The 24,937-nt window shown below is 63.0% G+C and carries 21 protein-coding genes; 14 read left to right on the top strand and 7 right to left on the bottom strand.

The genetic code is table 11. The features are described 5' to 3' along the window. Position 1: 1 nt before the first annotated feature. The 4 genes from NKH67_RS08725 to NKH67_RS08710 all read right to left on the bottom strand — a co-directional run bounded on the left by NKH67_RS08725 (position 2) and on the right by NKH67_RS08710 (position 4,409). Positions 2 to 859, bottom strand: coding sequence for a carbohydrate ABC transporter permease (locus NKH67_RS08725; protein ID WP_023676025.1), 858 nt, complete (start codon positions 857 to 859; stop codon positions 2 to 4). Positions 860 to 868: 9 nt separating this feature from the next. Next, positions 869 to 1,792, bottom strand: a complete 924-nt coding sequence (locus tag NKH67_RS08720; protein ID WP_352452414.1) for a carbohydrate ABC transporter permease — start codon at positions 1,790 to 1,792, stop codon at positions 869 to 871. Positions 1,793 to 1,944: 152 nt separating this feature from the next. Next, positions 1,945 to 3,390: an ABC transporter substrate-binding protein gene (locus NKH67_RS08715; RefSeq protein ID WP_023676027.1), complete on the bottom strand. Its 1,446-nt coding sequence runs from the start codon at positions 3,388 to 3,390 to the stop codon at positions 1,945 to 1,947. A 44-nt stretch (positions 3,391 to 3,434) separates the two neighbouring features. Then, complete coding sequence (locus tag NKH67_RS08710) at positions 3,435 to 4,409, bottom strand: sugar-binding transcriptional regulator (protein WP_023676028.1); 975 nt, start codon at positions 4,407 to 4,409, stop codon at positions 3,435 to 3,437. Positions 4,410 to 4,635: 226 nt separating this feature from the next. Here NKH67_RS08710 and NKH67_RS08705 point away from each other — a divergent pair, with 226 nt between their 5' ends. From NKH67_RS08705 to NKH67_RS08675, 7 genes are all read left to right on the top strand, one after another. After that, complete coding sequence (locus tag NKH67_RS08705; protein WP_353030586.1) at positions 4,636 to 5,679, top strand: LacI family DNA-binding transcriptional regulator; 1,044 nt, start codon at positions 4,636 to 4,638, stop codon at positions 5,677 to 5,679. A 36-nt stretch (positions 5,680 to 5,715) separates the two neighbouring features. Continuing rightward, a complete protein-coding gene (locus tag NKH67_RS08700) occupies positions 5,716 to 6,984 on the top strand; it encodes an ABC transporter substrate-binding protein (RefSeq protein ID WP_353030584.1) in 1,269 nt (422 codons plus the stop codon). 75 nt (positions 6,985 to 7,059) lie between these two features. Next, on the top strand, positions 7,060 to 7,905 hold the full coding sequence (locus tag NKH67_RS08695; protein WP_352472253.1) for a carbohydrate ABC transporter permease: 846 nt from the start codon (positions 7,060 to 7,062) through the stop codon (positions 7,903 to 7,905). Beyond that, positions 7,902 to 8,744: a carbohydrate ABC transporter permease gene (locus NKH67_RS08690; RefSeq protein ID WP_353030582.1), complete on the top strand. Its 843-nt coding sequence runs from the start codon at positions 7,902 to 7,904 to the stop codon at positions 8,742 to 8,744. The genes NKH67_RS08695 and NKH67_RS08690 overlap by 4 nt, the downstream gene beginning before the upstream one ends. A gap of 21 nt (positions 8,745 to 8,765) precedes the next feature. Continuing rightward, positions 8,766 to 9,806 (top strand): ABC transporter ATP-binding protein, encoded by a 1,041-nt coding sequence (locus NKH67_RS08685; RefSeq protein ID WP_352542239.1) that lies wholly within the window; start codon positions 8,766 to 8,768, stop codon positions 9,804 to 9,806. 31 nt (positions 9,807 to 9,837) lie between these two features. Further along, entirely contained in the window at positions 9,838 to 11,118 is a 1,281-nt protein-coding gene (locus NKH67_RS08680) for an amylo-alpha-1,6-glucosidase (protein ID WP_352542240.1), read from the top strand. A gap of 606 nt (positions 11,119 to 11,724) precedes the next feature. Continuing rightward, positions 11,725 to 13,116: an FAD-binding oxidoreductase gene (locus NKH67_RS08675; protein ID WP_353030580.1), complete on the top strand. Its 1,392-nt coding sequence runs from the start codon at positions 11,725 to 11,727 to the stop codon at positions 13,114 to 13,116. A gap of 35 nt (positions 13,117 to 13,151) precedes the next feature. Here NKH67_RS08675 and NKH67_RS08670 read toward each other — a convergent pair whose 3' ends face one another. The 3 genes from NKH67_RS08670 to NKH67_RS08660 form a co-directional block, all read right to left on the bottom strand. Beyond that, the gene (locus NKH67_RS08670) at positions 13,152 to 14,081 is read right to left on the bottom strand and encodes a pseudouridine-5'-phosphate glycosidase (protein WP_352502990.1); all 930 of its coding nucleotides are present in this window, start codon (positions 14,079 to 14,081) and stop codon (positions 13,152 to 13,154) included. Positions 14,082 to 14,093: 12 nt separating this feature from the next. Then, positions 14,094 to 15,203, bottom strand: a complete 1,110-nt coding sequence (locus NKH67_RS08665; protein ID WP_352819094.1) for a carbohydrate kinase — start codon at positions 15,201 to 15,203, stop codon at positions 14,094 to 14,096. Positions 15,204 to 15,414: 211 nt separating this feature from the next. Beyond that, positions 15,415 to 16,263: a MurR/RpiR family transcriptional regulator gene (locus NKH67_RS08660; RefSeq protein ID WP_352472245.1), complete on the bottom strand. Its 849-nt coding sequence runs from the start codon at positions 16,261 to 16,263 to the stop codon at positions 15,415 to 15,417. A gap of 187 nt (positions 16,264 to 16,450) precedes the next feature. Between NKH67_RS08660 and murA the strand changes: the two genes are divergently transcribed. The 7 genes from murA to NKH67_RS08625 all read left to right on the top strand — a co-directional run bounded on the left by murA (position 16,451) and on the right by NKH67_RS08625 (position 24,900). After that, positions 16,451 to 17,707, top strand: a complete 1,257-nt coding sequence (gene murA / locus NKH67_RS08655; protein ID WP_352502988.1) for a UDP-N-acetylglucosamine 1-carboxyvinyltransferase — start codon at positions 16,451 to 16,453, stop codon at positions 17,705 to 17,707. Further along, the gene (locus NKH67_RS08650; RefSeq protein ID WP_352542245.1) at positions 17,704 to 18,594 is read left to right on the top strand and encodes a glucosamine kinase nucleotide-binding domain-containing protein; all 891 of its coding nucleotides are present in this window, start codon (positions 17,704 to 17,706) and stop codon (positions 18,592 to 18,594) included. The genes murA and NKH67_RS08650 overlap by 4 nt, the downstream gene beginning before the upstream one ends. Before the next feature lie 184 nt (positions 18,595 to 18,778). Continuing rightward, a complete protein-coding gene (gene murQ, locus NKH67_RS08645) occupies positions 18,779 to 19,702 on the top strand; it encodes an N-acetylmuramic acid 6-phosphate etherase (protein WP_352542256.1) in 924 nt (307 codons plus the stop codon). Between the two features lie 99 nt (positions 19,703 to 19,801). After that, positions 19,802 to 21,322 carry an ABC transporter substrate-binding protein gene (locus tag NKH67_RS08640; protein ID WP_352502986.1) on the top strand — a complete coding sequence of 507 codons (1,521 nt, stop codon included), beginning with the start codon at positions 19,802 to 19,804 and terminating at the stop codon, positions 21,320 to 21,322. Positions 21,323 to 21,356: 34 nt separating this feature from the next. Then, positions 21,357 to 22,316, top strand: coding sequence for an ABC transporter permease (locus NKH67_RS08635; RefSeq protein ID WP_352502985.1), 960 nt, complete (start codon positions 21,357 to 21,359; stop codon positions 22,314 to 22,316). Continuing rightward, positions 22,316 to 23,155, top strand: a complete 840-nt coding sequence (locus tag NKH67_RS08630) for an ABC transporter permease (protein ID WP_352472238.1) — start codon at positions 22,316 to 22,318, stop codon at positions 23,153 to 23,155. The genes NKH67_RS08635 and NKH67_RS08630 overlap by 1 nt, the downstream gene beginning before the upstream one ends. After that, positions 23,152 to 24,900, top strand: coding sequence for an ABC transporter ATP-binding protein (locus NKH67_RS08625; RefSeq protein ID WP_352993978.1), 1,749 nt, complete (start codon positions 23,152 to 23,154; stop codon positions 24,898 to 24,900). Before NKH67_RS08630 ends, NKH67_RS08625 begins: the two co-directional genes overlap by 4 nt. Positions 24,901 to 24,937: the final 37 nt, after the last annotated feature.

Below are 24,937 nucleotides of genomic sequence, written 5' to 3'. Positions count from 1 at the left end.
ACTATCCTTTCACCGCGCCAAGCGACAGGCCTTCGACGAGATAGCGTTGCGCATAGAGCGCGAGCGCCAGCGTTGGCGTGATCGACAGCACGATCGCCGCCGAGATCTGGCCATACTGGATGCCCGAGGAGGTGATGAAGGCGAGCGCGCCGACCGTCACCGGCTGCTTGTCGGCCGAGGCGAGCACCAGCGCAAAAACGAAATTGTTCCAGGCAAAGATGAAGGCGAGCAGACCGGCAGCGGCGATGCCTGGGCCGGCGAGCGGCAGCGCGATCTTGCGGAAGGTGGCAAACCAGGAATGTCCGGCAATGCGGTAGGCGTATTCGATGTCGGCGGGAATGTCCTCGAAATAGCCGCGCACGATCCACAGGATCAACGGCAGGCAGATCAACTGATAGACCCAGATCAGCCCGATATAGGTGTTGGCCAGCCCGAGCTTCTGGAAATAGAGGGTGAGCGGCAGGAGCACCAGCAGCGCCGGCGCGAACCGGAACGACAGCAGCGTAAAGGCAATGTCCTCCGAGCCGCGGAATTTGTGCCGCGCAAAGGCGTAGGCCGCCGGAACGCCGAGCAGCAACGCGACGGCAACCGAGGTGACCGACAGGAAGACGGAATTCCAGAGGTTGCGCATGAAGGCGATGTCGAGCGTGCCGGCCGCCGTCATCAGCTTGCCGGTGATCAAGGCAGTGTAGTTGGCGAGCGTCGGCTCGAAGACAAGCTGCGGCGGAATCCGCAGGATTGTTTCGTTGGTCTGGAACGACATCATCAGGATCCAGACGATCGGGAACATGAAGAAGATCACGACCAGCGCCAGGGCAATGCCGCGCAGGATGCGTTCGAGAAGCGAGGTGTGTTCCACGCCAGCCTCCTATGCCTGGCCGCGAGCGCGTTCGCGCAGCCGCAGCCAGTTCTTGATGAAAATGTTCGAGAGGAAATAGGTGATCGCCCACAGGATGATCATCAGTGCCGCCGAGCGGCCGACATTGGTCGACTGGAAGAAATTGAGATAGGCCTCGACCTGGAACACGGTCAGCGTGTCGCCCGGACCGCCCTGCGTCATGGCGTAGATGATGTCGAACTGCTGGATGGAATCAAGCAGGCGGAACAGGGTCGCCGTCAGGATGTAGGGGGTCAGCATCGGCAGTGTGATGCGGAAGAAGACGAAGCTGCGTGGCACGCCGTCGAGTGCTGCCGCCTCGAAGGGCTGCGTCGGCAGGCTGCGCAGGCCTGCAAGCAGCAGGATCATGATGAAGGGGGTGTAGACCCAAATGTCGACGAGCACGACGGTGAGCAGCGCCGTCGACGGAGACGAGGCCCAGCGGAAATCCTGCAACCCGATCAGGCTGGCGAGATAGCTGAGCACGCCGAAACCGGGATTGGTCATCAGCTTCCACATCAGCGCGGCGAGCGCCGGCGCCGTCATCAGCGGCATCAGCAGCATGATCGAGATGAAGTTGTTCAGCGTCGAGCGCTTTTGCAGCAGCATGGCGATGCCGAGACCGAGAAGCAGTTCAAGCACAACGGTGATGCCGGCGTAGAGCAGCGAGATCTCCAGCGTGTTCCAGAACTTCGGGTCGGTGAAGAAGGAGATATAGTTGTCGCCCCAGTTGAACTGCCGCGCCCAGGGTTGGCTCAACCGGTAGCGCTGGAACGAATAGACCACCGACGTCAGGAACGGGATCAGGATGCCGATGCAGACCAGCAGAGCCGGCAGGCTGAGGAGATAGGGCAGCACCCGCTTGCTGATCCTGAAGCCCGACGGCCTGTTTCTTTGTATTGTCGCCGCAGTCATCGGCTGCTCCGTCATCCTGTTGCTTCGCCGTCCCGGCCGCCCAAGGGAGCAAGGCGGCCGGTCGGGCGAGCAGGCGGCACCTTTCGGGACCGCGTCGCAAACGTATCACATCTCAAAGGCTGGCCCGCGGACGGGCCAGCCTTGGCCGCGGCTTAGCCGAGCCCGGCTTCCTTGAGCTGGCTGTTGATGCTCTCGGCCAGCTTGTCGAGGCCCTCGTCGACCGGCACTTCCTTGGCCACCATCTTCTGCAGCGTCGCCGCCCATTCGGTGGTGAGATCAAAGAACAGCGGCTGCGGGGTGAACTTGATGCTGGCGCCCGGCGCCGAGACGTCGAACATCTCGACATAACCCGGATAGCTCTTGTTCAGCTTCTCGCGGAACATCTCGTCGTTCCAGACCGACTGACGAACCGGATTGACGAAGTCCATCTTGGTCGCACCGAACAATGCATGCTCGGGTCCGGATGCCCATTGCATGAAGTACCAGGTGGCGTCCTTGTCCTTGGAGAAGTTGGACATCGACAGCGACCAGATCCAGATATTGGGCGTCGGCGCCTTGGCGGCAGGATTGGCCTTGAATGCCGAAAAGGCGAGCTTGCCGGCCATCTTGTTGTCGCCGCCATTCATGAAGTAGCCAAGGATGTCGGCGTCGTAAATCATCGCCGAAGCACCTGCACCGAGATCGGTGCCGACCTGGTACCAGGTGTAGGTCGACCAGTCCTTCGGACCGCTCTCCTGGATCATCTGGACCCACTGCTTGTGGAAAGCCTTGGATTCGGCGGTGTTCATAGCAGCCGACAGCTTGCCGTCAGCCGAGACGTTCAGGTCCTTCTGGTCGAAATTGGCGTAGGCCGACAGGAAGCCCGGGTGGATCGTTGCCCAGGAGCGCGAGCCGCGCACGCCGATGCCGTAGACGCCACCGCCGACGTCCTTGGTGAGCTTCGCCGCCGTAGCGACCATCTCATCCATATTGCCGGGAACGCTGACGCCGACCTTGTCGAACATGCCCTTGTTGTAGGTGATGTTGTTCTGCTCGAAGCCCCACGGAATGCACCATTGCTTGGCGTCCGCCGAACCGAGCGCGCCGCCCGGCTGGCCGTTCCAGGCGCAGGAGTTCTTGACGCCCGGCAGGAAGTCGTCCCAGGCATATTTCGGGTTGGTCTTGGCCGGATCCTTGATCCATTCGTTGAGGTCGGTGATCCAGCCGGCCGGACCGTAGGTCCAGGTCATGTAGGCGCCGGTCATGAAGGCATCGTATTCGGGCGAGCTGGCCGACAGCGCGGCGGTAACCTTGTCGAAATAGACGTCTTCGGGGAACACGTCATAGACGACTTCCATGCCGGTCAGCTTCTTGAAATTGTCGAGGTTGGCAATCATCGCATCGGCGTAAGGATGCTTGTTGAGCAGCAGCTTGATGGTCTTGCCCTTATGCGCCTGCCAGTCGAAATCAGCCGCCAGGGCGCGGGTCTGCCCGAAATTGAGCAGTGTGCCGGCGGTGCTGGCGGCAAGGCCCATTGCACCGAGGCCCTTGATCAGCCCACGGCGGTCGACTTGTCCACGCAGGAATGCGTCGATGAGGTCTTTCTCTTTCTCATGCATTTCTCTTCTCCTCCACAGGGTAGTTTCAACGAAATGGTTGCCGGCTACCCGACCGGCGTCTGTTCCACGAGCGATCGCGCCGTCCGCTCGTCGGTTATCAAGCCTTTGAGATAACGGCCCTCCAGCACCGACTTGATGGCGCGAACCTTCACCTTGCCGCCGGCGACGGCGACAATCCTGCGGTTGCTGATGTCTTCGCGCGCCAGTGCCAGCGCCCGGTCGGAAAGCGTCGTCGCAACGGCCTTTCCGGCATCGTCGAAGAAATGGCCGAGCAGTTCGCCGACACCGCCGTTGCGGCGGATCTCCTCCATCTCGCCCTTCTCGATCATGCCGGTGGCGACAAGCGAGGCCTCACGTTCGGCGGTGCCGATGCCGGCGATGAGCAAGTCGGCGGACTTGGCGAGGTCGAAGACATCGCTGACGCCTTTCTGCCCGAGCAACACTGTTCGATCCTCGACCGTGTTGGCGAACATCGGTACGGGCATCACATAGGCCTCCGCGCCGGTGCGTTCGGCGACACGGTGGATGACGTCATGCGGATTGGCGGAGAACTTGCGCGTCAGGCCGCCAAGCAGCGAAACGAAACGGATCCTGCCCGCCGATATGCGCGGCAGATATTCGACGCAGGCGGCAAGCGTGCGGCCGTGGCCGACGCCGATCAGCGCCTCCTCGCCGCGTTCGATCTCGCGCTTGAGAAACTGCGCGCCAGCAATGCCGAGCGCCTTGAGCGGCAGGTCTTCGGCATCGAAGTCCGGAACCACCTCGCAGTAGTCGAGGCCGTACCGGCCGGACAACTCATCCTCAAGCTCCACGCATTCGGAGACTTCGCCGTCGATGTAGACTTTGACCAGGCCTTCCTGATTGGCCTTGGTGATCAGGCGATGCGCCTTGAGACTGGTCAGGCCAAGCCGTTTGGCGACCTCCGACTGGGTCAGGCCGCCGGCATAGTGAAGCCAGGCGGCACGGGCTGCCATGCCGGTCTCATCGTCGCGCAGCAGGCCGTTGCCAAAACCAACCATTTCCGCCCTTTGATATTTTTATCAGTTGCTGCAAAATTTTTCACAAGGCGTCGCCCGAGTCAAGCAACCGCTGCGTTTAAATCTCCGGCCAGGAGCTTGCCGGGCGGGGCCGAATTGGGCCGCGCTAACCAACGGGCAAGAAACAACACCGACCATGCGCATTTAAAACGTTTGCAATTTGAATTGGACGCATTACAAACGTTTCAAACTTCGTTCGGGAGGAACGATGCCGGCCCGCGTTACGACCCTCAAGGAACTTGCTGCGCAGCTCGGCCTGTCGATCACGACCGTTTCGCGCGCCCTTGCCGGCCACGAGCAGATCGCCTTGAAAACGCGCCAACGTGTCACCGAGGCCGCGCGCCAGGCCGGCTATGTGCCGAACACCGCAGCCCGCACGCTGGTCTCCGGCCGCAGCGGCTTTGTCGGCATGGTGCTTCCGATCCGCGGCCCCAATCTGGTCGACTCCTTCCTCGGTGAATTCGTCACAGGGCTCGGCGAAGGGCTGGTTTCGCACGGCTCCGACCTGATCCTGGCCGCAGCGGCGCAGGGCCAGTCGGAACTTTCCGTGCTTCGCCATGTCGTCGAATCGGGCCGCGCCGACGGGGTCGTCGTCACCCGCATCGCCGAGGTCGACGAGCGGCTTGCCTATCTGCGCCAGCGCAATTTCCCGTTCGTCGCGCATGGCCGGCTGCTCGACGGCGACTTTGCCTACCATTGGCTCGATACCGATGGCGCGCACGCATTCGGCGAGGCCTTCGACATGCTCTACGATCTCGGACACCGCCATTTCGGCCTGGTGACGATTTCCGAGCCGATGACATTTCGCCATCTCAGACAGGACGGGCTCGCCGCCGCGATCGCCCGCCGGGGCGATCCGTCCGTCAGCCTCGATGTGGCGACGGCGCCGCGTTTCGATCGCGGTGCCCGCATCCAGGCAATCAACCGGCTTCTGCACGCCACCGAGCGGCCGACGGCGATTGTCGCACTGTTCGACGAGCTGGCGCTGACTGTGATGGAAGAGGCGGGGCGCGCCGGACTTGCCATTCCTCGAGACCTTTCGGTGATCGGCTTCGACAACATAGCCGCCTCCGCCTATGCGCCGCCGGGGCTGACCACTTTCGACGCCTCGATCCGCCGGTGCGCGCGCGAGATCGGCGAGATGCTGCTGACCGTCATCGGCGACAGGCCGGACGCGCCACTGACGCGGCTGGTCCGGCCGACACTTGTCTCGCGGGCAAGCCATGGCCCGGCACCCACAGGACGGAACTGACGCCTTAGCGGCGCACAACCAGGGAGGAAGACGACGATGAATGCGTTGAGGACATTGGCAGGTGCGGTGCTGGCGTTGTCGCTTGCTGCCGGCGCAGCACAAGCCCAGCAGGTGTTGTTCTGGTCGACACAGGCGCGACCAGTGGAAGAGACGCAGAAGATGCGCAGCGAAGTGCTGAAGGGGTTTGACGGCCAGGTCGACTATCAGGTCGCCGAGGACGGGCCCTGGCTCACCCGCCTTCAGGCCGAACTGCAGGCCGGCGCCGGCACCATAGGCGTGCTCGGCGGCCTGCACGGAGACTTCTCCACCGTCGGCGCGAACCTTGTCGATCTCTCTGGCGTCGATCTCGGTGGCGTCACGGTCAACGAGACCTACAAGAAGCTCGGCATGCTCGGCACCGGCGAGCAGAAGTACCTGCCATGGATGCAGGCCACCTTTCTGATGGCGGCCAACAAACAGGCGCTGCAATATCTGCCGGCCGGCACCGATCTCAACACCATCACTTATGACCAACTGATCGAGTGGGCGAAAAACATCGCTGAAAAGACCGGTTCGCCCAAATTCGGTTTTCCGGCCGGCCCGAAAGGGCTGAAGCACCGTTTCTTCGAGGGTTTTCTCCTTCCATCGTATACCGGCTCAATGGTGACGAAGTTCCGCTCGGCGGAGGCCGAGACGGCGTGGAATAAGCTCAAGGACTTGTGGCAATACACCAACCCGAATTCGACCAACTATGCCTTCATGCAGGAGCCGCTGCTGACCGGCGAAGTCTGGGTGGCATTCGATCACGTGGCGCGCCTCGCCGACGCCTTCAACCAGAAACCCGACGAGTTTGTCGCCTTCCCGGCGCCGGCTGGCCCGGCAGGCCGCGGCTACATGCCGGTGGTGGCCGGTGTCGCTATCCCGAAGACCTCGCCTGACATGGACAAGGCCAAGGCGCTGGTCGCCTATATGCTGAAACCGGAAACCCAGATCGCGACGCTGAAGGCGACAAACTTCTTCCCGATCGTCGACGTCAAGCTGCCCGACGACATGCCGGCCTCGGTGAAGGCCTTCAGCCCAGTGATCGCCACCATGACCGGAGCTCCCGATGCGTTGCCGGCGCTGCTGCCGATGGGACTTGGCGGCCTCGGCGGCAAGTTCAATCAGATCTACACCGACAGCTTCGAGCGCATCGTGCTCGGCGGCGAGGATGTGCACGGCGTGCTCGACGAACAGGCGACGGCGCTGAAAGCGATCATCGAACAGGCGAAGGCGCCGTGCTGGGCGCCCGACAAGCCCTCGCAAGGCGCCTGCCCGGTCGATTAAGAATCCTCCCGGGCGTCCGGATTTCCAGCGCGCCGGGCGCCCACCCCTTTTGAAGCTTCGAATAGAGAGCGCTCCATGCACAGCAAGGCCCTGCCCTATCTGCTGCTGACACCGGCGACGCTGTTCCTCTGCGTCTTCTTCCTCTACCCGTTCGTGTTGGTCGCCTTCGAGGCGTTCACCCGCGACGGCGGCTTTACGCTCGACAATTTCCGCACCATGGCGGGCAGCTGGAAGTTTCCGGTCACTGTCCGCAATACGCTACTGCTGAGCGTCGTCGTCGTGCCGATTCAGTTGGTTATGGCACTGCTGATGGCAACCGCGGTGTCGCGGCTCGAAACGGGACGCAGCGCCGCGCTTTATATCTTCGCCATTCCGCTCGGCATCTCCGATCTGGCCGCCGGGCTGATCTGGCTCGCCATCTTCGACCAGTCCGGCTTCCTGAACACCTTGCTCTCCAATCTCGGCGTCATCGACAGCCCGGTCATGTTCCTCGGCTACCAGAGCAAGCTGACGATCTTCATCGCCGTGGCGCTGGCCGAGATCTGGCGCGCGACCGCCATCATGATGGTCATTCTGGTCGCCGGCATGGGGCTGATCCCCCGGGAATACTACGAGGCGGCGGAGGTTTTTGGCGCTAGCCCGTGGAAGCGCTTCATCAAGATCACGCTGCCTCTGCTGCGCCCAAGCCTGCAGACGGCGATCATCCTGCGCGTCATCCTTGCCTTTGAGGTCTTTGCCGTGGTTGCAGCACTCGGCGGCACCAATCTGCCGGTGCTGATGGGCGAGACCTACAATTGGCAGTTCACGCTGCAGGACCACAATGTCGCCGCCGCCATGGCGCTGTTCATCCTCGCCATCTCGATCGGTTTCACACTGTTCTTCCTGCGTGTGCTGCGTGTGCCGAAGGAGGCGCGGATATGAGCACTGTCGCGGAGGTCTCGATCGCCGCGCCTGAGGCCCGCAAAGCCGGCAACTGGTTGCTGGTCGCAACGGTCATCCTGCTTTGCGTCTGGGTGCTGCTGCCGATCTATCTGTTGATCGTCAACGCGCTGTCGTCGCCGGAAGAGGTGACCGCCTTTCCCAAGCGCTTCTTCCCGTCATTCGATTTCGGCAGCCTTTCTTTCTTCATCAATTTCGCCGGCGTCGCCAAGGCGCTGTGGAACTCCGTTCTCGTCGCCACGCTGACGATGCTCCTCTCGATCGGCTTCGGCGCACCCGCGGGCTACGCACTGTCGCGCTTCGATTTCCCAGGCAAGGAAACGTTCCGTTTCCTCGTGCTGATGACCCGCGCCTTCCCGCTGCCGCTGCTGGCGCTGCCGCTGGCGGTGATGTTCATCCGCACCGGCCTCGACGACACCGCGATCGGGCTGGCGCTGGTCCACACCACGCTGGCGCTGCCGTTTGCGGTGCTGATCACCTTCTCGCTGTTCTCCGGCATTCCCGTCGAGTTGGAGGAGGCGGCCTGGACGCTCGGCTGCACGAGATTGCAGGCATTCCGAAAAGTCATTCTGCCGCTGGCGCTGCCGGGCATCGCGGCGTCCGCGGTGTTTGCCTTCACCATCTCCTGGAACGAGGTGTTTGCCGCCGCCGTGCTCACCATCGAGAACCGGACGCTGACCGCCTTCCTGCTGCAGAGCCTTGGCGAATCGCCGCTCTACCTCAAATTCACCGGCGGTGCTGCCTTGGTTATCCCGGCACTGATCTTCATTTTTGCCGTCCGCAAATATCTGTTCGCCATGTGGGGGATCGCCAATCGATGACGCGCACAAAAGAGAACGCCGATGGCTGAGATCGTCATCAAGCAGGTGGCAAAACGTTTCGGCGGCTTCACCGCGCTGCATTCGATCGACCTGACCATCGCCGACCAGGAATTCATGGTGCTGCTCGGCGCCTCGGGTTGCGGCAAGACCACGCTGCTGAGGATCGTCGCCGGGCTGGAAACGCCAAGCCAGGGCGAGGTCTGGATCGGCGGCCGTCGCGTCGACCATCTGCCGCCGCGCGAACGCGGCATCGCTATGGTGTTCCAGAATTACGCCGTGTTTCCGCACCTGACGGTATTCGAGAATATCGCCTTCGGCCTGCGCATGAAGAAGCTGCCGCAGCAGGAGGTCGACGGGCGCGTCAACCGCACCGCCGAGCTAATGCATATCGAACAGCTTTTGAAGCGCTATTCGGGCCAGCTTTCCGGCGGTCAGCGCCAACGCGTGGCTGTGGCCCGCGCCCTGGCGATGGAGCCTGACGTGATCTTGATGGACGAGCCGCTGTCCAACCTGGACGCGCTGCTGCGGCTCGAAATGCGCGCCGAGCTCAAAGGTGTGCTCGCGGCGTCCAAGACCACCACCATCTACGTTACCCACGACCAGGTCGAGGCGATGAGCCTTGCCGACCGCATCGCCGTCATGCATCAGGGCCGTATCGTCCAGGCCGCCTCGCCGGTAGAGGTCTACCGCAATCCGGCGGCCCGCTTCGTCGGCTCCTTCATCGGCAACCCGCCGATGAATTTCATCCCGGCGACGAAGACGGCCGACGGCAGTTGGACCGTCGCCGGGCTGACGCTGCCCGGCCCCAAATCGGACAAGCAGACGATAGAATTCGCCATTCGCCCCGAGGATGTAGACGCCGGCAACGAAGGTATTAACGCCACCGTGCGCGTTGTCGAGCCGCTCGGACCGCACACGCTGGTCACCTGCGGCGTCGAGGGCGGCCTGTTCCGCGCCATCCTCGAATCGAATGCCACGGTCGCCGTCGGCGATCACTTGCGGCTTTCGCCCAAACCCGATCGCATCCGCTGGTTCGATCCCGAAACCACCAACGCCCTTTGATCCCCTTCGATTCTGAAAGTACGAACGCCCGATGATATCTCTTGCTGTCGACGAAACCATCGCCCGCGCCGTCGAGGTGCTCAGGGAAAATGACCAAGGCACCTACACCATACCGACCAAGGGCCTCTACCCGTTTCAGTGGAACTGGGATTCCTGCCTGACCGCGCTCGGCCTTGCCCACTATGACGAGGCGCGCGCCTGGACCGAGATCGACACGCTGTTCGCCCACCAATGGCCAGACGGCATGGTGCCGCACATCGTCTTCCATGTCTGGAGCGACGGCTATTTCCCCGGGCCGGAGGTCTGGCGAACCAATCGCCCGACTGCCACCTCCGGCATCACCCAGCCGGCGGTCGCCGGCTTTGCCGTGCGCCGCTTGTTCGACCAGGCCAAGGACAAGACCCCGGCGGCCGAGCGCGCCCGCGCACTGTTGCCGAAAATCGATGCCTGGCACCGCTGGTTCTACGAAAATCGCGACCCGGACGGCGAAGGGCTGGTCGCCATAATCCACCCATGGGAGTCCGGTCGCGACAACTCGATCGACTGGGACGAGGCGTTCGAGCGCGTGCCGACCGAAGGCGTCGAGCCCTACACCCGCCGCGACATCCTGCACGCCGATCCGGCGCATCGTCCAACCAAGGCACAGTATGACCGCTATGTCTGGCTGTTGCAGCATTTCCGCGGGCTTGGCTGGGACAATGCCCGGCTGCACGATGCCTCGCCATTCCAGGTCGTCGATCCCGGCTTCAACGCCATCCTGATCCGTTCCGCCGCCGACCTTGCCGATCTCGCCGAGGCACTTGGCGAAACCGAAATCGCAGAAGCCAATCGCGCCCGTGCCGAAAAGGGGCTTTCGGCAATGGAACGGCTGTGGAGCGACGCGCATGGCCAGTACATTTGTTTCGACCGAGTGGCCGGAAAGCATGTTGACAGCGCGTCGGTCGGCGGCATTCTGTCGGTATTTTCGGCCATCCCGGAAAGCCGGGCAGCGACCATCGCTGCAACGATCGAGCGCATCGCCGGCAAAACGCGTTGCATCGTCCCGTCGCACGATCCTGAGGATGGGCGCTTCGACCCAAAGCGCTACTGGCGCGGCCCGGTCTGGCTGGTGGTCAACTACATGATCGCCGACGGCCTTGCCGTCGCCGGCCACAGCCAAATCGCACAACGCATCACGCAATCCAGTCTCGAGCTGATCGCCGAGAGCGGTTTTGCCGAATATTACGATCCCCTCAACGGCGAGCCGCTCGGCGGCAATCGCTTCACCTGGACCGCGGCAATGGTGATCGAGTTCCTGAAGGGCAGAGCCTGAACGCTTCCGCCAAGGCCGCCGGCTACCAAAGCCCGTTCTGTCCGCCGAATAACAGTCGATACTATTTGCGTCTGAGGCACGTCCTGGGTCCATCAAAACAGGGCCAAGGCATGCCAATCTTCACCATGCCAGAGCTATAATAATTCTTCACAAACCGCTATCTATACTGCGTCGAGGCGGGGAGAAGCGCGGCTCGCGGCACTTGGCATTCCGGTCTTCGCCTGCACCCCGGATCTGTTTCCGGACATGATGGCGGCGGCACTGCGGCGGGAGGATATCGGCGCCTGGGCGGCGGGAGCCGACATCAAGCTCATTTGCGCCGAGGCTGAGGCGCCTGGGACGCGTGAGTGAGCGTTTGCCTCGGTCCAGAATACTGGGCCGCCCGCAGGTAAGCGCTTGCGGTCAAAGGTTTGACAAATAGCCGGCCGCGCCTATGGTCGACCTGTTACAGGAGCGACGCATGGCGAAGACAACCGGCTGTATTCTTGGCGGGTTTTCCGCACATTTGCTGAACAGTAGAAATCAGCCACGGCCGCTTTCACAGCCCTCGCCCTTCCCTCTCCCGGCCGCGTCGATGCGCCCGGGCCGTTCATGTCCTTGAGCCACATGTCGCAGAAAATTACCGAGCTTCTGTCGCGGCTGGAAAAGCGGCTGGACAGGTCAGCGATTGTCTCGGCTGAGGAGGCCGGACCACGCTACCGGGAAGACCCCGACGGCAAGGACGGCGCGCCGCCGGCGATCGTCTTGCGTCCACGCACGACCGGCGAGGTGTCGGACATTCTGCGCCTGTGCAACGAGGTCGGGCAAAGGCTCGTCGTCCAGGGTGGCCGCACCGGTCTTGCGGGCGCGGCGCGCATCCAGCGCGGCGAAGCGGTGCTGTCGCTGGAGCGCATGACTTCCGTTGAGGCTATCGACCGCGAGGCGGCGACCATCATCGCCGAGGCCGGCGCGCCGCTGCAAGCGGTGCAGGAAGCCGCCGATGCGGCCGGCTTGCTGTTCGGCGTCGACATCGGAGCGCGCGGCACGGCCACCGTCGGCGGCAATGTCGCCACCAATGCCGGCGGCATCCGTGTGCTGCGCTACGGCATGTACCGGGCGCAGGTGCTTGGGCTGGAAGCGGTGCTTGCCGACGGCAGTATCCTGACCTCGCTCAAGGGTTTGGCGAAGGACAACTCCGGCTACGACCTCAGCCAATTGTTCATCGGCAGCGAAGGCACGCTCGGCGTGGTCACGCGCGCATGCCTGCGGCTGCATCCGAAGCCGGCCACCGAGATCAATGCCTTCTGCGCGCTTGCTTCGCTGGACGCGGCGATCACGTTGCTTGCGCTGCTCAGGCGGAAGCTCGGGCCCTTGCTATCGGCCTATGAGGTGAATTTCGCACCGCTCTATGGCGCCATGATCGCCGGCATGGAGGCGCCGGCGCCGCTGCCGGTCGGCTCGCCCGTCTATGTGCTTGCCGAGATACAGGGCAGCGAGCCCGACCGCGACCGCGAACGTTTTGCCGCGGTGCTGATGCAGGCGGTTGAAGATGGCGTGATCGACGACGTGGTCGTCTCGCAATCGCCGCGCGAATTCCGGGCGCTCTGGGCGGTGCGCGAGGAGGCCAACCGTTTCCTGTTTTCGATGGCAGGCCTGATCGGCGTCGATATCAGCATCCCACTGGCGAGAATGGCGACTTTCCTGGGCGAAACAGAAGCCGTCATCAAGGCCGTCGACCGCAGCGCCGACATCTACGTCTTCGGCCATCTTGGCGATGGCAATCTGCATTATCAGGTTCGCACCGGGGATCCGGCGGCCGCATACGACATCGTCTACCGGCGCGTGGCCGCGGCTGGCGGCGGCGTCTCGGCCGAGCATGGCATCGGCCTGGACAAGAAGGAATGGCTGCACCTTGTGCGCAGCGACGCCGAGATCGCGGCCATGCGGCGCCTGAAAGCAGCCTTCGACCCGAACAACATCCTCAATGCCGGGCGCATCTTCGACCTCGCGCCGGGCTGAAATCGAAGGTGCGTAGCGCTGGCCGGGCGCTGTCTCTATCTGGTCGCGCCCTTCAATTCCGCATGCGCAACCGCGATGCGGGCAGCAAGCGCGGCGTTGTTGCGGACCAGCGCGATGTTGGCCTTCAGGCTGCGGCCTTGCGAAAGCTCATTGATGCGTGCGAGCAGAAACGGCGTCAGTTCCTTGCGCCCGATGCCGCGCTTCTCGGCCTCAGCCACGGCCGCTGCGATCGTGCCGTCGATGAACGCCGGATCGAGCGCGTCCGCTTCGGGAATAGGGTTGGCGACGAGAATGCCGGTGCCGGATTCCATCTCGTCATGCAGCAGCATGGCTCGCGCGATCTCGTCGGGCGTGTCGAGGCGATGATCGGCCTTGAGCCCGCTGGAGCGGGTGTAGAAAGCCGGAAAATCATCGCTCCCATAGGCGATCACCGGCACGCGCTGAGTTTCCAGATATTCCAGCGTCTTCGCAATATCGAGGATCGACTTAACTCCGGCGCAGACCACGGTCGTGCCGGTTTGGCCGAGTTCGGTCAGGTCGGCGGAGATATCGAAAGTGGCTTCGGCGCCGCGATGCACGCCGCCCACGCCGCCGGTCGCAAAAATGCCGATCCCGGCTAACGCGGCGATCCGCATCGTCGCCGAGACGGTGGTTCCGGCCGAGCCGCCGCGCACCATGATGGCGGCGAGATCGCGCCCGGAAGCCTTGACCACGCCCTTTGCCGCTGCCAGCTCTTCCAGCTCACGGTCGTCGAGGCCAACCTTGATCTTGCCGGCGACCACTGCGATTGTGGCGGGCACGGCGCCGTTTTCACGCACCACGGTCTCGACACCACGGGCAGTTTCCAGATTGGCCGGATAGGGCATGCCGTGGGTGATGATCGTCGATTCCAATGCCACCACCGCGCGGCCTTCATCAAGCGCAGCAGCGACTTCATCGTTCAGGTGGACAAGGAAAGGTTTCATATCATCTCGCTTTCAGGCAGGAATGCGGTACATGCCGGCGGCAAGGAAGCGCGGCGACAGATCGGGATGGACGCTGGCTTCGCTCTCGGTGGTCAGTGTGGCAAGCAGCGCGCCGGTGCGCACGGCATGAGCGACCGGCTCACCCGAAAGCACCTTGTACAGTGTGCCGGCGATCATCGCGTCACCGGCGCCGGTGATATCGACGGGCTGCGCCGGGACGGAGTGCATGGTCGTCACACCGCTCTCAGTCGCAACGGCAAATCCATGCGCGCCCACGGTCACGATCACCTCGCCGGCGCCGGCCGCGCGCAGCGCTGCCGCTGCTTCCTCCGGCGTCAGCCGCCTGTCGGCATCCGTCATGCCGAGCATCGTATTGGCCTCGTCATGATTGGTGAACAGAAGATCGATGCCGGTCAGGTCCTTCGGCAGGCGCGCTGATTTCGGCGCCGATACCGTGTCGACGGCGAGCTTGAAGCGCGCACCCTGCTTGCGCGACATCAGTGCTGCGAGGGTCGCGGCCGGCAGATTGCAGTCGATGAACACCCATGTCGCCGAAGCCAGATGCGGCCAGACGCGGTCGAGATAGGACGACGAAAACAGATCGAAGATCTCCATGTCGGCAATGCCGAGCACGAGGTCGTTGTTGCGGTCGAGGATGGCCGCGTATTCCGCCGTCGGCCGTTCCGTGGTGGTGATGACCTGGCTGACATCGGCGCCGAGGTCGCGCAGATGCCGCACCAGCGAGCGGCCGGTTTCATCGTCGCCGACGATCGAGACGAAGCTTATGTCGACGCCGAGGCGGGCAAGGTTTTCGGCGACGTTGCGGGCAACCCCGCCGAAGCTGCGATAGCCGTCGACCGGGTTCGACGTCTCGAAAATCAGATCCTTCTTGGCGTGGTATTTGCGGTCGAGCACCGCGCCGCCGACGCAGACCATGCGCTTGGACGTCGGCAAGACGTAACCACGGCCGAGAATGTATCCCTTGTTGACGAGTTGCACGATGTGGGCCGCAACCGTCGAGCGGGCGATGCCGAGCACCGTTGCTATGTCCTGCTGGCCGGCGAATGGGTTCGCGGCAATGAGGTCGAGAACCGCTTGTTCCTGTGCTCCAAGGTCGTCCATTGTCTCACCCGGCCGTCGAATTCGAGGCTGAATGTTGATATAACAACAGATGCTGTTGTCAACAGTTGTTTGGACCTGGGCATTTCCGGTCGGGTGCCCACATTTGGTCAGGCCACTTGTGTCGACCTATCGGACGCGCTCGCGCTGAAGGCCCTACGGCGCGGGCATTTCTCCGAGAACAGGGAGCCTTAACGCGAGACTGCGAACACCACTAAGCCTTCAGCACCGAGACGGCCAATTCGCTGTTGTGGACGTATTCGTTGGCGTCAGGCTGCTTCTGCACGAGCAGGATGAACAGCAGGTCGGTCAGCGTCAGTTGTGCATCACGCGCAGTTATCGATGACGAGCGCGCGCGCTCTTCATCGGCGATCGTGTGGAGGCGAATGTCGGCAACCCGGCTCAGCGGATTGTCGCGAAGTCCGGTGACGGCGATCACGGTGGTGCCACGTTTGCGGGCAAGTTCAGCTATCCGCAGGGTTTCGATGCTCGCCCCGGAATAGGAGAGCGCGAACAGCACGTCACCTCTTCCAAGCGTCGAGACATTGGCCATTTGCACATGGCTGTCGCTGTCGTGCAGCACGTTGCGGCCGAGTTTCATCAGCTTGTAGGAAAAATCGCGCGCCACCAGCGAGGATGCGCCGACGCCGGCCAAATGAATGCGGCGCGCACCATTCAATGCTTCGAGGGCCTTGCCGATTTCCTGCTCGGTGTTGGCCGCGACGGTCTGCTGCATCGACAAAAGCTTGCTGCCGATCAGCTTGCGCAGGATGACCAGATAGCTGTCGCCGACCTCGATCGAACCGTGGATCATGCCGGCCGGCACGTGCCATTCCTGCGACTTGGCCTCGCTGACGGCGAGCTTAAGCTCCTGATAGCTGGAATAGCCGAGCTTCTGGCTGAACTTGACGACGCTCGACTGGCTGCGGCCGATCTCGGCGGCAAGCGCCGCCGTCGACAGGCGGAGCATCTGGTCGGGATTATCGACGATATACTGACCGATCTCGCGGTCGCCGGGCGCCATGACTTCGAGCTTGGCCTCGATCTTCTTCAGGACGGACATGCGTTCCCCCATTGCCTGTCATAGACAACGCCAAGCCAAGGAATAAATTATTCCGCCTCTGATTGACAGCCAAGAATGAACCATCAAATCTCGACTGGTGCGGTTGCGGCCCAGCCTTCGGGCATGTCGACGATTCGGACATGAAAAGATCGTAGACTCGCCGACAGCTCGGGATTAGGTCAGAGCCATGGACAAATTGCGGATCGTCGGCGGGCACAGGCTTGAGGGCGCGGTGACGATCTCCGGCGCCAAGAACGCGGCCTTGCCGCAAATAGCGGCGGCGTTGCTCAGCCCCTATCCGCTGCAGCTGACCAACCTGCCTGAGGTGACGGATATCGACAACATGCTTGGCGTCGTCGGCCTTCATGGGGCCGAAGTCACCAGATCGGCGCATGCCGCCACAATCGATACCAGTGCTGCCGCTTCCAGGGAGACAAGCTACGATACCGTCAGGCGCATGCGCGCGACGGTGCTGGTTCTCGGTCCACTGCTTGCCCGCTTCGGCCATGCCCGGGTCTCGCTGCCTGGCGGCTGCGCGATCGGCGCACGGCCGGTCGACATGCATGTCGCCGCACTTGCCGCACTTGGCGCCGATATCGCGATCGAAAACGGACTGATCGTCGCGTCTGCGCCGGGCGGACTGAAAGGCGCGCGCATCGTTTTGAGCTCGCCGTCGGTCGGCGCGACCGAAACGGCGATGATGGCGGCGACGACGGCAAACGGCGAGACCGAGATCCTCAACGCGGCCCGCGAGCCGGAGGTGGCCGATCTTGCCGCCTGCCTGAACGACATGGGCGCGCGGATCGAGGGCGCCGGCACGCACCGCATCCTGATCGGGGGCAGCACAGACTGGCGCGCCGCCACGCACGACATCATTCCGGACCGGATAGAGGCTGGCACCTATGCCGTCGCAGCGGCCGTCACCGGCGGTCAGCTCGAGCTGACCCACGCGCGGCTCGAGCACATGGCATCCGTCGTCCAGCTCCTCGAAGCAGCCGGTGTGAAAATATGGCCGGGCGACCGCGGGCTGATCGTATCGAGAGACGGGCCGCTCAAGGCGGTCGACGTGACGACGGAGCCCTATCCGGGCTTTCCGACCGATCTCCAGGCGCAGTTCATGGCGTTGATGTGCTGTGCCGAGGGCGCTTCGCTGTTGCGCGAGACGATCTTCGAGAACCGCTTCATGCATGTGCCTGAACTAATGCGGCTCGGCGCCAATATCAAGCTGCAAGGCACCATGGCGCTGGTGCGCGGAGGCGAGAAGCTGAAGGGCGCGCAAGTGATGGCGACCGACCTGCGCGCCTCCGTCTCGCTGGTGCTAGCAGCGCTGGTGTCGGAGGGCGAGACGACGATCAATCGCGTCTATCATCTCGACCGCGGGTACGAGCAGTTGGACCGCAAGCTCCGGCTGTGCGGCGCCCAGATCGAACGAATAAGGCAATGAGTGCCGGTGGCGCGTCTCCGCATTATTTCCTGGGCGTCGATGGCGGCGGAACCGGCTGCCGGGCGCGTATCGAAGACGAGGCAGGAACCGTGCTCGGGCAAGGCCTGTCGGGCCCGGCGACAACGCGACTCGGTATAGAGGTGGCCTGGGCCTCGATTGCCAAAGCCTTTGGCGCGGCGATCGAAGAGGGAGGGTTCACGGCGGCGGAAATCGCCAGGATCCGCGCGGGTATCGGTGTTGCCGGCATCGGCCGTAAGGGTGCGCTCGAGGCGTTTCATGGCATCGAACAACCCTTTGCGAGCATCGACTTCGTCAGCGACGGCGTCGCGGCTTGCCTTGGCGCGCATTCGGGTCAAGACGGCGCCATCGTCATAGCCGGGACCGGTTCGATCGGGCTCGGCTTTGTCGAAGGGCGCGACCTGCGCGTCGGCGGCTACGGTTTTCCGATTTCCGATGAGGGCAGCGGCGCCGATCTCGGACTGAAGGCAGTGCAGCTTGCCTTGCGAGCCCATGACGGTCGGCATGAGCGGACGGCGCTGCTGGCCGAGGTGATGCAGCGCTTCAAGGACGATCCGTTCGAGGCGGTGGCCTGGATGGACCGCGCCAGTGCGACGGACTATGCCGCCCTGGCGCCGATGGTGATCCGCCATGCCGATCAGGGCGATCCGGCCGGTCGGCGGATCGTGCAAGGCGCTGCCGAGCAGATCGACACCTTCGTGCGGGTGCTGTTCGAAAAAGGCGCGCCGCGGGTTACGCTGCTCGGAGGGTTGTCCAGCCCGCTTGAGCCATGGCTCGCTCCCGACGTCCGCCGACGGCTGAAGCCGGCCGACGGCGACGCGGTTTCGGGAGCCATAATCCTGGCCAGAAAATCCCTCTGCCGCCAGTGATGCCTTGCTCGCAAGGAATATAATATTCCTACTTTCCGTTGACACAGGGAATATCGAATTCTAAAAAGTTAACGAAACAGAACCGGCGCAGCCGGTACGGAGCCGACGGCCAGGTGCAGGCACTGGACGCCGCTTGCTGTGGGCATCACAGTCCTGCTCGCAGTCGCACTTGAAAGTAAGCGAAGTGGTCGAACAAGGGTTGATGTCGGAGCTGGAGCGGCTGGTTTCCGAGGACCGGAACCCGAAAACCATGGACATCGATCTGTTGCCGACCCTCGAGGTGCTGCGCAAGATCAATGACGAGGACAAAGGCGTTGCGGCAGCCGTCGAGAAGGTCATCCCCGATATTGCTGCGGCCGTGGACCGGATCGTGAGCGCGTTCCAGGACGGTGCACGCCTTGTCTATATGGGGGCTGGCACCAGCGGCCGGCTCGGCGTCCTTGACGCCTCGGAATGCCCGCCGACCTTCGGCGTACCCGAGGACATGGTGGTGGGCCTGATCGCCGGCGGCGTCGACGCGCTGGTGCACTCTGCGGAAGGCGCCGAGGACGATCCGAAACAGGGAATAAAGGCGCTGCAGGACATCAAGCTGACCGCCGACGACGTGGTGGTCGGCATCGCTGTCAGCGGACGCACACCTTATGTCATCGGCGGCCTGACCTATGCCAAGGAGGTGGGAGCCACCACCGTGGCGTTGTCCTGCAATCCTCGATCGACCATTGCCGGCATTGCCGATATTGCCATCTCTCCGGTGGTTGGCCCGGAGGTCCTCACCGGCTCGACCCGGCTGAAATCGGGAACCGCGCAAAAGCTGGTGCTCAATATGCTGTCCACCGCCAGTATGATCCGCATCGGCAAGAGCTATCAGAACCTGATGGTTGACCTCAATCCAAGCAACAAGAAGCTTGTCGCAAGGGCGGTCAGGATCGTGATGCAGACGACCGGCTGCGCGGCACAGCAGGCACGACAGGCACTCGACCAGACCGGCAATGATGTAAAACTGGCAATCCTCGTGACGATCACCGGCATGGGTGTCGAAGAAGCACGTAAGGCGCTTGCCAACGCGGGAGGTTTCCTGCGCAAGGCGATAGGCGAAAAGACGGTGTAAAACCGCATGGATACTGGGCCGATGTTCCGGGGCGTGTGTCCCTTTGAAGCGGTCCGGGGAACTGCAAGGCATCTGGTTTAACAATAATGGGAGACGACAATGGTACGGCACATTGGCAAGAAACTGCTTTCCGGCATGACGCTCGCGGCAATGGTTGGCATCGCCGCGCTACCGGTGCAGGCGAGTGCGGCGACGCTGCATATGGCGTGGTCGCAGGACGCCACCGGTCTTGATCCGCACAAGCAGACGGCATTCTCCTCACTGCGGCTGCTGGAGCTGATCTACGAACCGCTGGTGCGGCTCGACGCAAACCTGCAAATCACGCCCGCGATTGCCGATTCATGGCAGTTCTCGCCGGGCGGCAAGGAGCTGAGCTTCAAGCTCAATCCGAAAGCAAAATTCCAGAACGGCGCCGCCGTGACCTCGGCCGACGTCAAGGCATCGTTCGAGCGTATACTCGACGAGAAGACGGGTGCTGCGGCGCGCGCGAACTTTCTCTCGATCGCCAGCATCGACACGCCCGATCCAGCCACCGTCGTGTTCCACCTCTCGCAGCCGGACGTGCCGATCCTGACGGCGATGAGCGACGTCAACGCGGCGATCGTCCCGGCAAGCGAAATCGCGACTGGCTCGATCGGCACGACAACGATCGGCTCGGGTCCGTTCAAGCTCGAAAAATGGGATCCGAATTCCAAGGAAGTGCTTGTCGCCAACAAGGACTGGGCAGGCGGCGCGACCGGCGTCGACGGCATCGATATCAGCGTGCTGCCGGACGAGACGGCGATCCTGGCGGCGATGCGCACCAAGCAGATCGATTTTGCCCTGCTCAACGATCCGCTTGTCGCCACGCTGGTGCCCAAGGAGGCCAGCCTGCAGTTGAACCGCGTGCCGGTGCTTGCCTATCACGTGCTGCAGCTCAATCCCTCCCGCAAACCGATGACCGAACTCAAGGTGCGTCAGGCGATTTCCTGCGCCATCGACCGGCAGGAAGTGCTGGACACCGCCTCGCTCGGCGAAGGCAAGGTCACCGGCCCGCTGACCATCCCGGCACTGGCGACCGATCCGAAGCAGTTGTTCTGCTATAAGCGCGACATTGAGAAGGCCAAGCAGTTGATGGCCGAAGCCGGGTATGCCGACGGCTTTTCGGCGACCGTGATCGGCGCCACCGGCGAGCCGCCGACGGCAGCGGCGGAAGCCCAGGTCATCCAGTCGCAACTCGCAGAAATCGGCGTCAAGCTCGACATCAAGATGATGGAGCTCAACGTCTATGTCGACGCCTGGCTGAAGGGCGATTTCGACATGGCCGTCGCGCTGAACGGCGGCAGGGCCGATCCCTACACTATGTACAACCGCTACTGGACCAAGACGGGCAATCTGCAGAAGGTGGCGAACTATGTCGACGACACGCTGGACAGTCTTATGCAGAAGGGCCGCACCGAGACCGACCCGGCAGCGCGCAAAGCGATCTTCGCCGACTTCGAGAAGCACATCACTGAGATGTCGCCCTGGATCTGGCTCTACACGTCCTACAGCTACACGGCACAGCAGAAGAATATCGCAGGATTCGAACCGGTGCCGACAGGTTCGCTGTTCAGCCTCGCCAAGGTGACGATCCAGTAGCTGCTTTGATGCCGGACGAGAGGATATTCTTCGCGTGAACTATCTGATGCGGCGACTGGCGACCTTCCCTCTCGTCCTGCTTGGCGTGTCCATCGTGGTGTTCCTGGCGATCAGGATGGTTCCGGGCGATTCGATCACGGCAATGCTGGGGACCGAAGCCGGCCTGCTGACGCCGCAGCAGCGCGATGCGCTTGCAGCTTATTTCGGCATCGACCAGCCCTGGTTCATCCAGTACTGGCGCTGGCTGCTTGGTCTTTTCCAAGGTAATCTCGGCATTTCGTCCACCTATGGCAGGCCGGTACTCGACGTCATCCTCGAGCGTTTCCCGCTAACGCTGGAACTCGCCTTGCTGTCGATGATCATCGCCCTGGTTGTCGGCATGCCGGCCGGGATTTTTGCCGCCACCCATAATGAAAAGCTATCCGACCTCGGCGTGCGCGTTGTCGCAATGATCGGGCAGTCGACGCCGAACTTCGTCCTTGCCCTGCTGATCATCTACACGCTGTCGGCGGGGTTTGGCGTTTTGCCGGCGATGGGCGAGTTTTCGCCGCTGTGGCAGGATCCGCTGCGCAATCTCGGCCAGCTGTTGCTGCCTGCGGTCACGCTTGGATTTGCCTTCGCGGCTTCGGTGACCCGCATATCGCGTTCGGCGATGCTCGATGTGCTCAGCGACGACTATGTCAGGACGGCGCGTAGCAAGGGCGTTTCGGCGCGCGGCGTCATCTGGCGGCATGCTTTGCCCAACGCGCTCATCCCGGTCGTGACGCTGAGCGGCATAGAGTTCGGCTACCTCCTGGGCGGAGCTGTCATCGTCGAGCAGATCTATGCGCTGCCCGGTCTCGGCCGCATGGTGCTGGATGCCATCCTGCAGCGCGACTACGCGCTGGTGCAGGGAAGCGTGCTATTCATCGCCTTCAACTTCATGATCGTCAATCTCCTCGTCGACCTCGCCTATGTCGCGCTCGACCCGCGTATCCGGTTAAGCGAGCACTGATGGCGACATTGCGGGCTATATTTGCGCATCCCAGCGGCCGGATCGGCGGTGCCATCGTTGCGCTTTATCTGCTGCTTGCCGTGCTTGGCATGCTGGGGCTGACGCCGCACAATCCGCTGACGCAGCACCGGGTCGAGCGACTGCATGCGCCTGACGGCATCTACTGGATGGGCACGGACCTGTTCGGCCGCGATGTCGCAAGTCGGCTGATGACCGGGATCGGCCAGTCCTTCATCGTGGCCTTCTTTTCGGTCGCCTTTGCGACACTGGCCGGCACCGTGCTCGGGCTGGCGGCAGCCTGGTTCGGGCGCCGCTGGGACGGCATGGTGATGCGCATCATGGACGTTGTGCTGGCGTTCCCGGCGATCCTGCTGGCGCTGCTGATCGTCGCGGTTGCGGGACCGGGAACCTCGACCAGCGTCATTGCCATCGCCGTCGTCTACACACCGATCTTCACGCGCGTCGTGCGAGGTCCGGCTCTGTCGCTCAAGGCGCGCGAGTTCGTCGACGCGGCCCGCACGTTCGGCAGCAGTGCGGGCTATATCGTAACACGGCATCTGCTGCTCAATCTGGTGGCGCCACTGACGGTTCAGGTGACGCTGGCGCTGGCCTGGGCACTGCTGACCGAAGCCGGCTTAAGCTTCCTCGGGCTCGGCACGCAGCCGCCCGCCGCGTCGCTCGGCCTGATGCTGAGCGACAGCCGCAATCTGATGGAGACAGCTCCCTGGCTGATGATCTTCCCGGGCGTGGCGATCATGATCGGCATCCTCGGTTTCAACCTGCTCGGCGATGCGTTGCGCGATGTCCTCGACCCGAAGATGCGGAGATCGATCGCATGATCCCGCTGCTGTCCGTCAGCGGATTGCGCGTCGGCTTCGGCCGCAACCCGCAAGCCAATGAGGTCGTGCGCGGCGTCAGCTTCGATCTCGCCGACGGCGAAACGCTGGCCATCGTCGGCGAAAGCGGCTCGGGCAAATCGGTTACGGCGCTGTCGATCAATCGCCTTGTCGATTATGGCGGCGGCCGCATCACCGGCGGGTCGATCAAGCTGAGGCGGGCCGACGGCAGCACCTTCGACCTGACAGCCGCAGCCGAGCCGCAATTGACGAAGATCCGCGGGGGCGAAATCGGCATGATCTTCCAGGAGCCGATGACCTCGCTCAATCCGGTGCTGACCATTGGCTGGCAGATCGAGGAATCGTTTCGCCTGCATCGCGGCCTGACCGGACGACAAGCAACGGCGGCAGCCAAGGACGCGCTCGACCGCGTCCGTATTCCCGACGCAGCGAGGCGGCTGAAATACACGCCCAACCAGCTGTCGGGCGGCATGCTGCAGCGGGTGATGATCGCCATGGCGATTGCGTGCAACCCGCGCCTGCTCATTGCCGACGAGCCAACGACGGCGCTGGATGTTACGGTGCAGGCGCAGATCATGGCGCTGCTCGCCGAATTAAAGCAGGAAACCGGGATGTCGATGATCTTCATCACCCACGACATCGGTCTGGTTGCAGGCATCGCCGACAAGGTGATGGTGATGCAGGGCGGAGAAGCTGTCGAGCAGGGCGCATTGAACCAGATATTGGACGATCCGCGGCATCCCTATACGCGGCATCTGCTTCATGCGGTGCCGCATTTCGCCGGCGGCAGTGCCGCACGCAAGGACGTGCAACGCGAAACGCAAAAAGCTGCCGACCCGGCGCTGAAGGTCGATGGCCTCGTAGTGCGGTTTCCGGTCAAGGCTGGGTTTTTCAGCCGCGCCAGCGGTGCCGTGCACGCGGTGGACGGGGTGGATTTCGAGCTAATGCCGGGCGAGACATTGGCGGTCGTCGGCGAGAGCGGTTCCGGAAAGTCCACTACCGCCCGCGCGATTCTGGGGCTGGTGCGCCCGACGCACGGCACAATCTCGGCCAGCACGCGCAAGCCCGTCGCCGGGCAGAGCACCCTGCCCATGCAGATGGTGTTCCAGAATCCCTATGGCTCGCTCAATCCCAGACTCACCATCCAAAGCATCCTCGCAGAGCCTGTGATCGCTACCGGCGGACGGATAACTGCTGAAACGCGGGCGAAAATGGCCGCGCTGCTGAAACGCGTCGGCCTTCCGGAAAACAGCCTGCAGCGCTATCCGCACGAATTCTCCGGCGGCCAGCGGCAACGCCTGTGCATCGCTCGCGCGCTGATGCTCAATCCTTCGGTTGTCGTCCTCGACGAAGCGGTTTCGGCGCTCGATGTGTCGGTGCAGGCCAGGGTGTTGGAGCTTTTGATCGAGCTGCAGCGTGAATTCGGGCTGGCCTATCTGTTCATCTCGCATGACATGGCTGTCGTCGAGCGGATCGCCCATCGCATCGCGGTCATCTATGCCGGCCAGATTGTCGAGATCGGCGATGCCAGATCGGTGCTCTCGGAGCCGAAGCACTCCTATACCAAACAGCTTATCGCGGCCGTTCCTACTATAGACCGGCGGCATGAACGTTTCGAGCTGGACACGCGCCAGGTCCCCTCGCTCGTGCGTCCGCTGGGGTTTGAGCCGGGGCCGGCTAATTGGCAGCAATTCGGGCCGGATCATAGAGCACGGGTGGAAGTGTGATGATTGTCGCCCAAGGATACGAAAGGCCGGAGGGACA

This window comes from Mesorhizobium sp. M0968 (genome assembly GCF_040319065.1).
In the GTDB taxonomy this organism is placed as follows: Bacteria; Pseudomonadota; Alphaproteobacteria; order Rhizobiales; family Rhizobiaceae; genus Mesorhizobium.
This window is presented reverse-complemented; position numbering and strand designations above follow the sequence as displayed.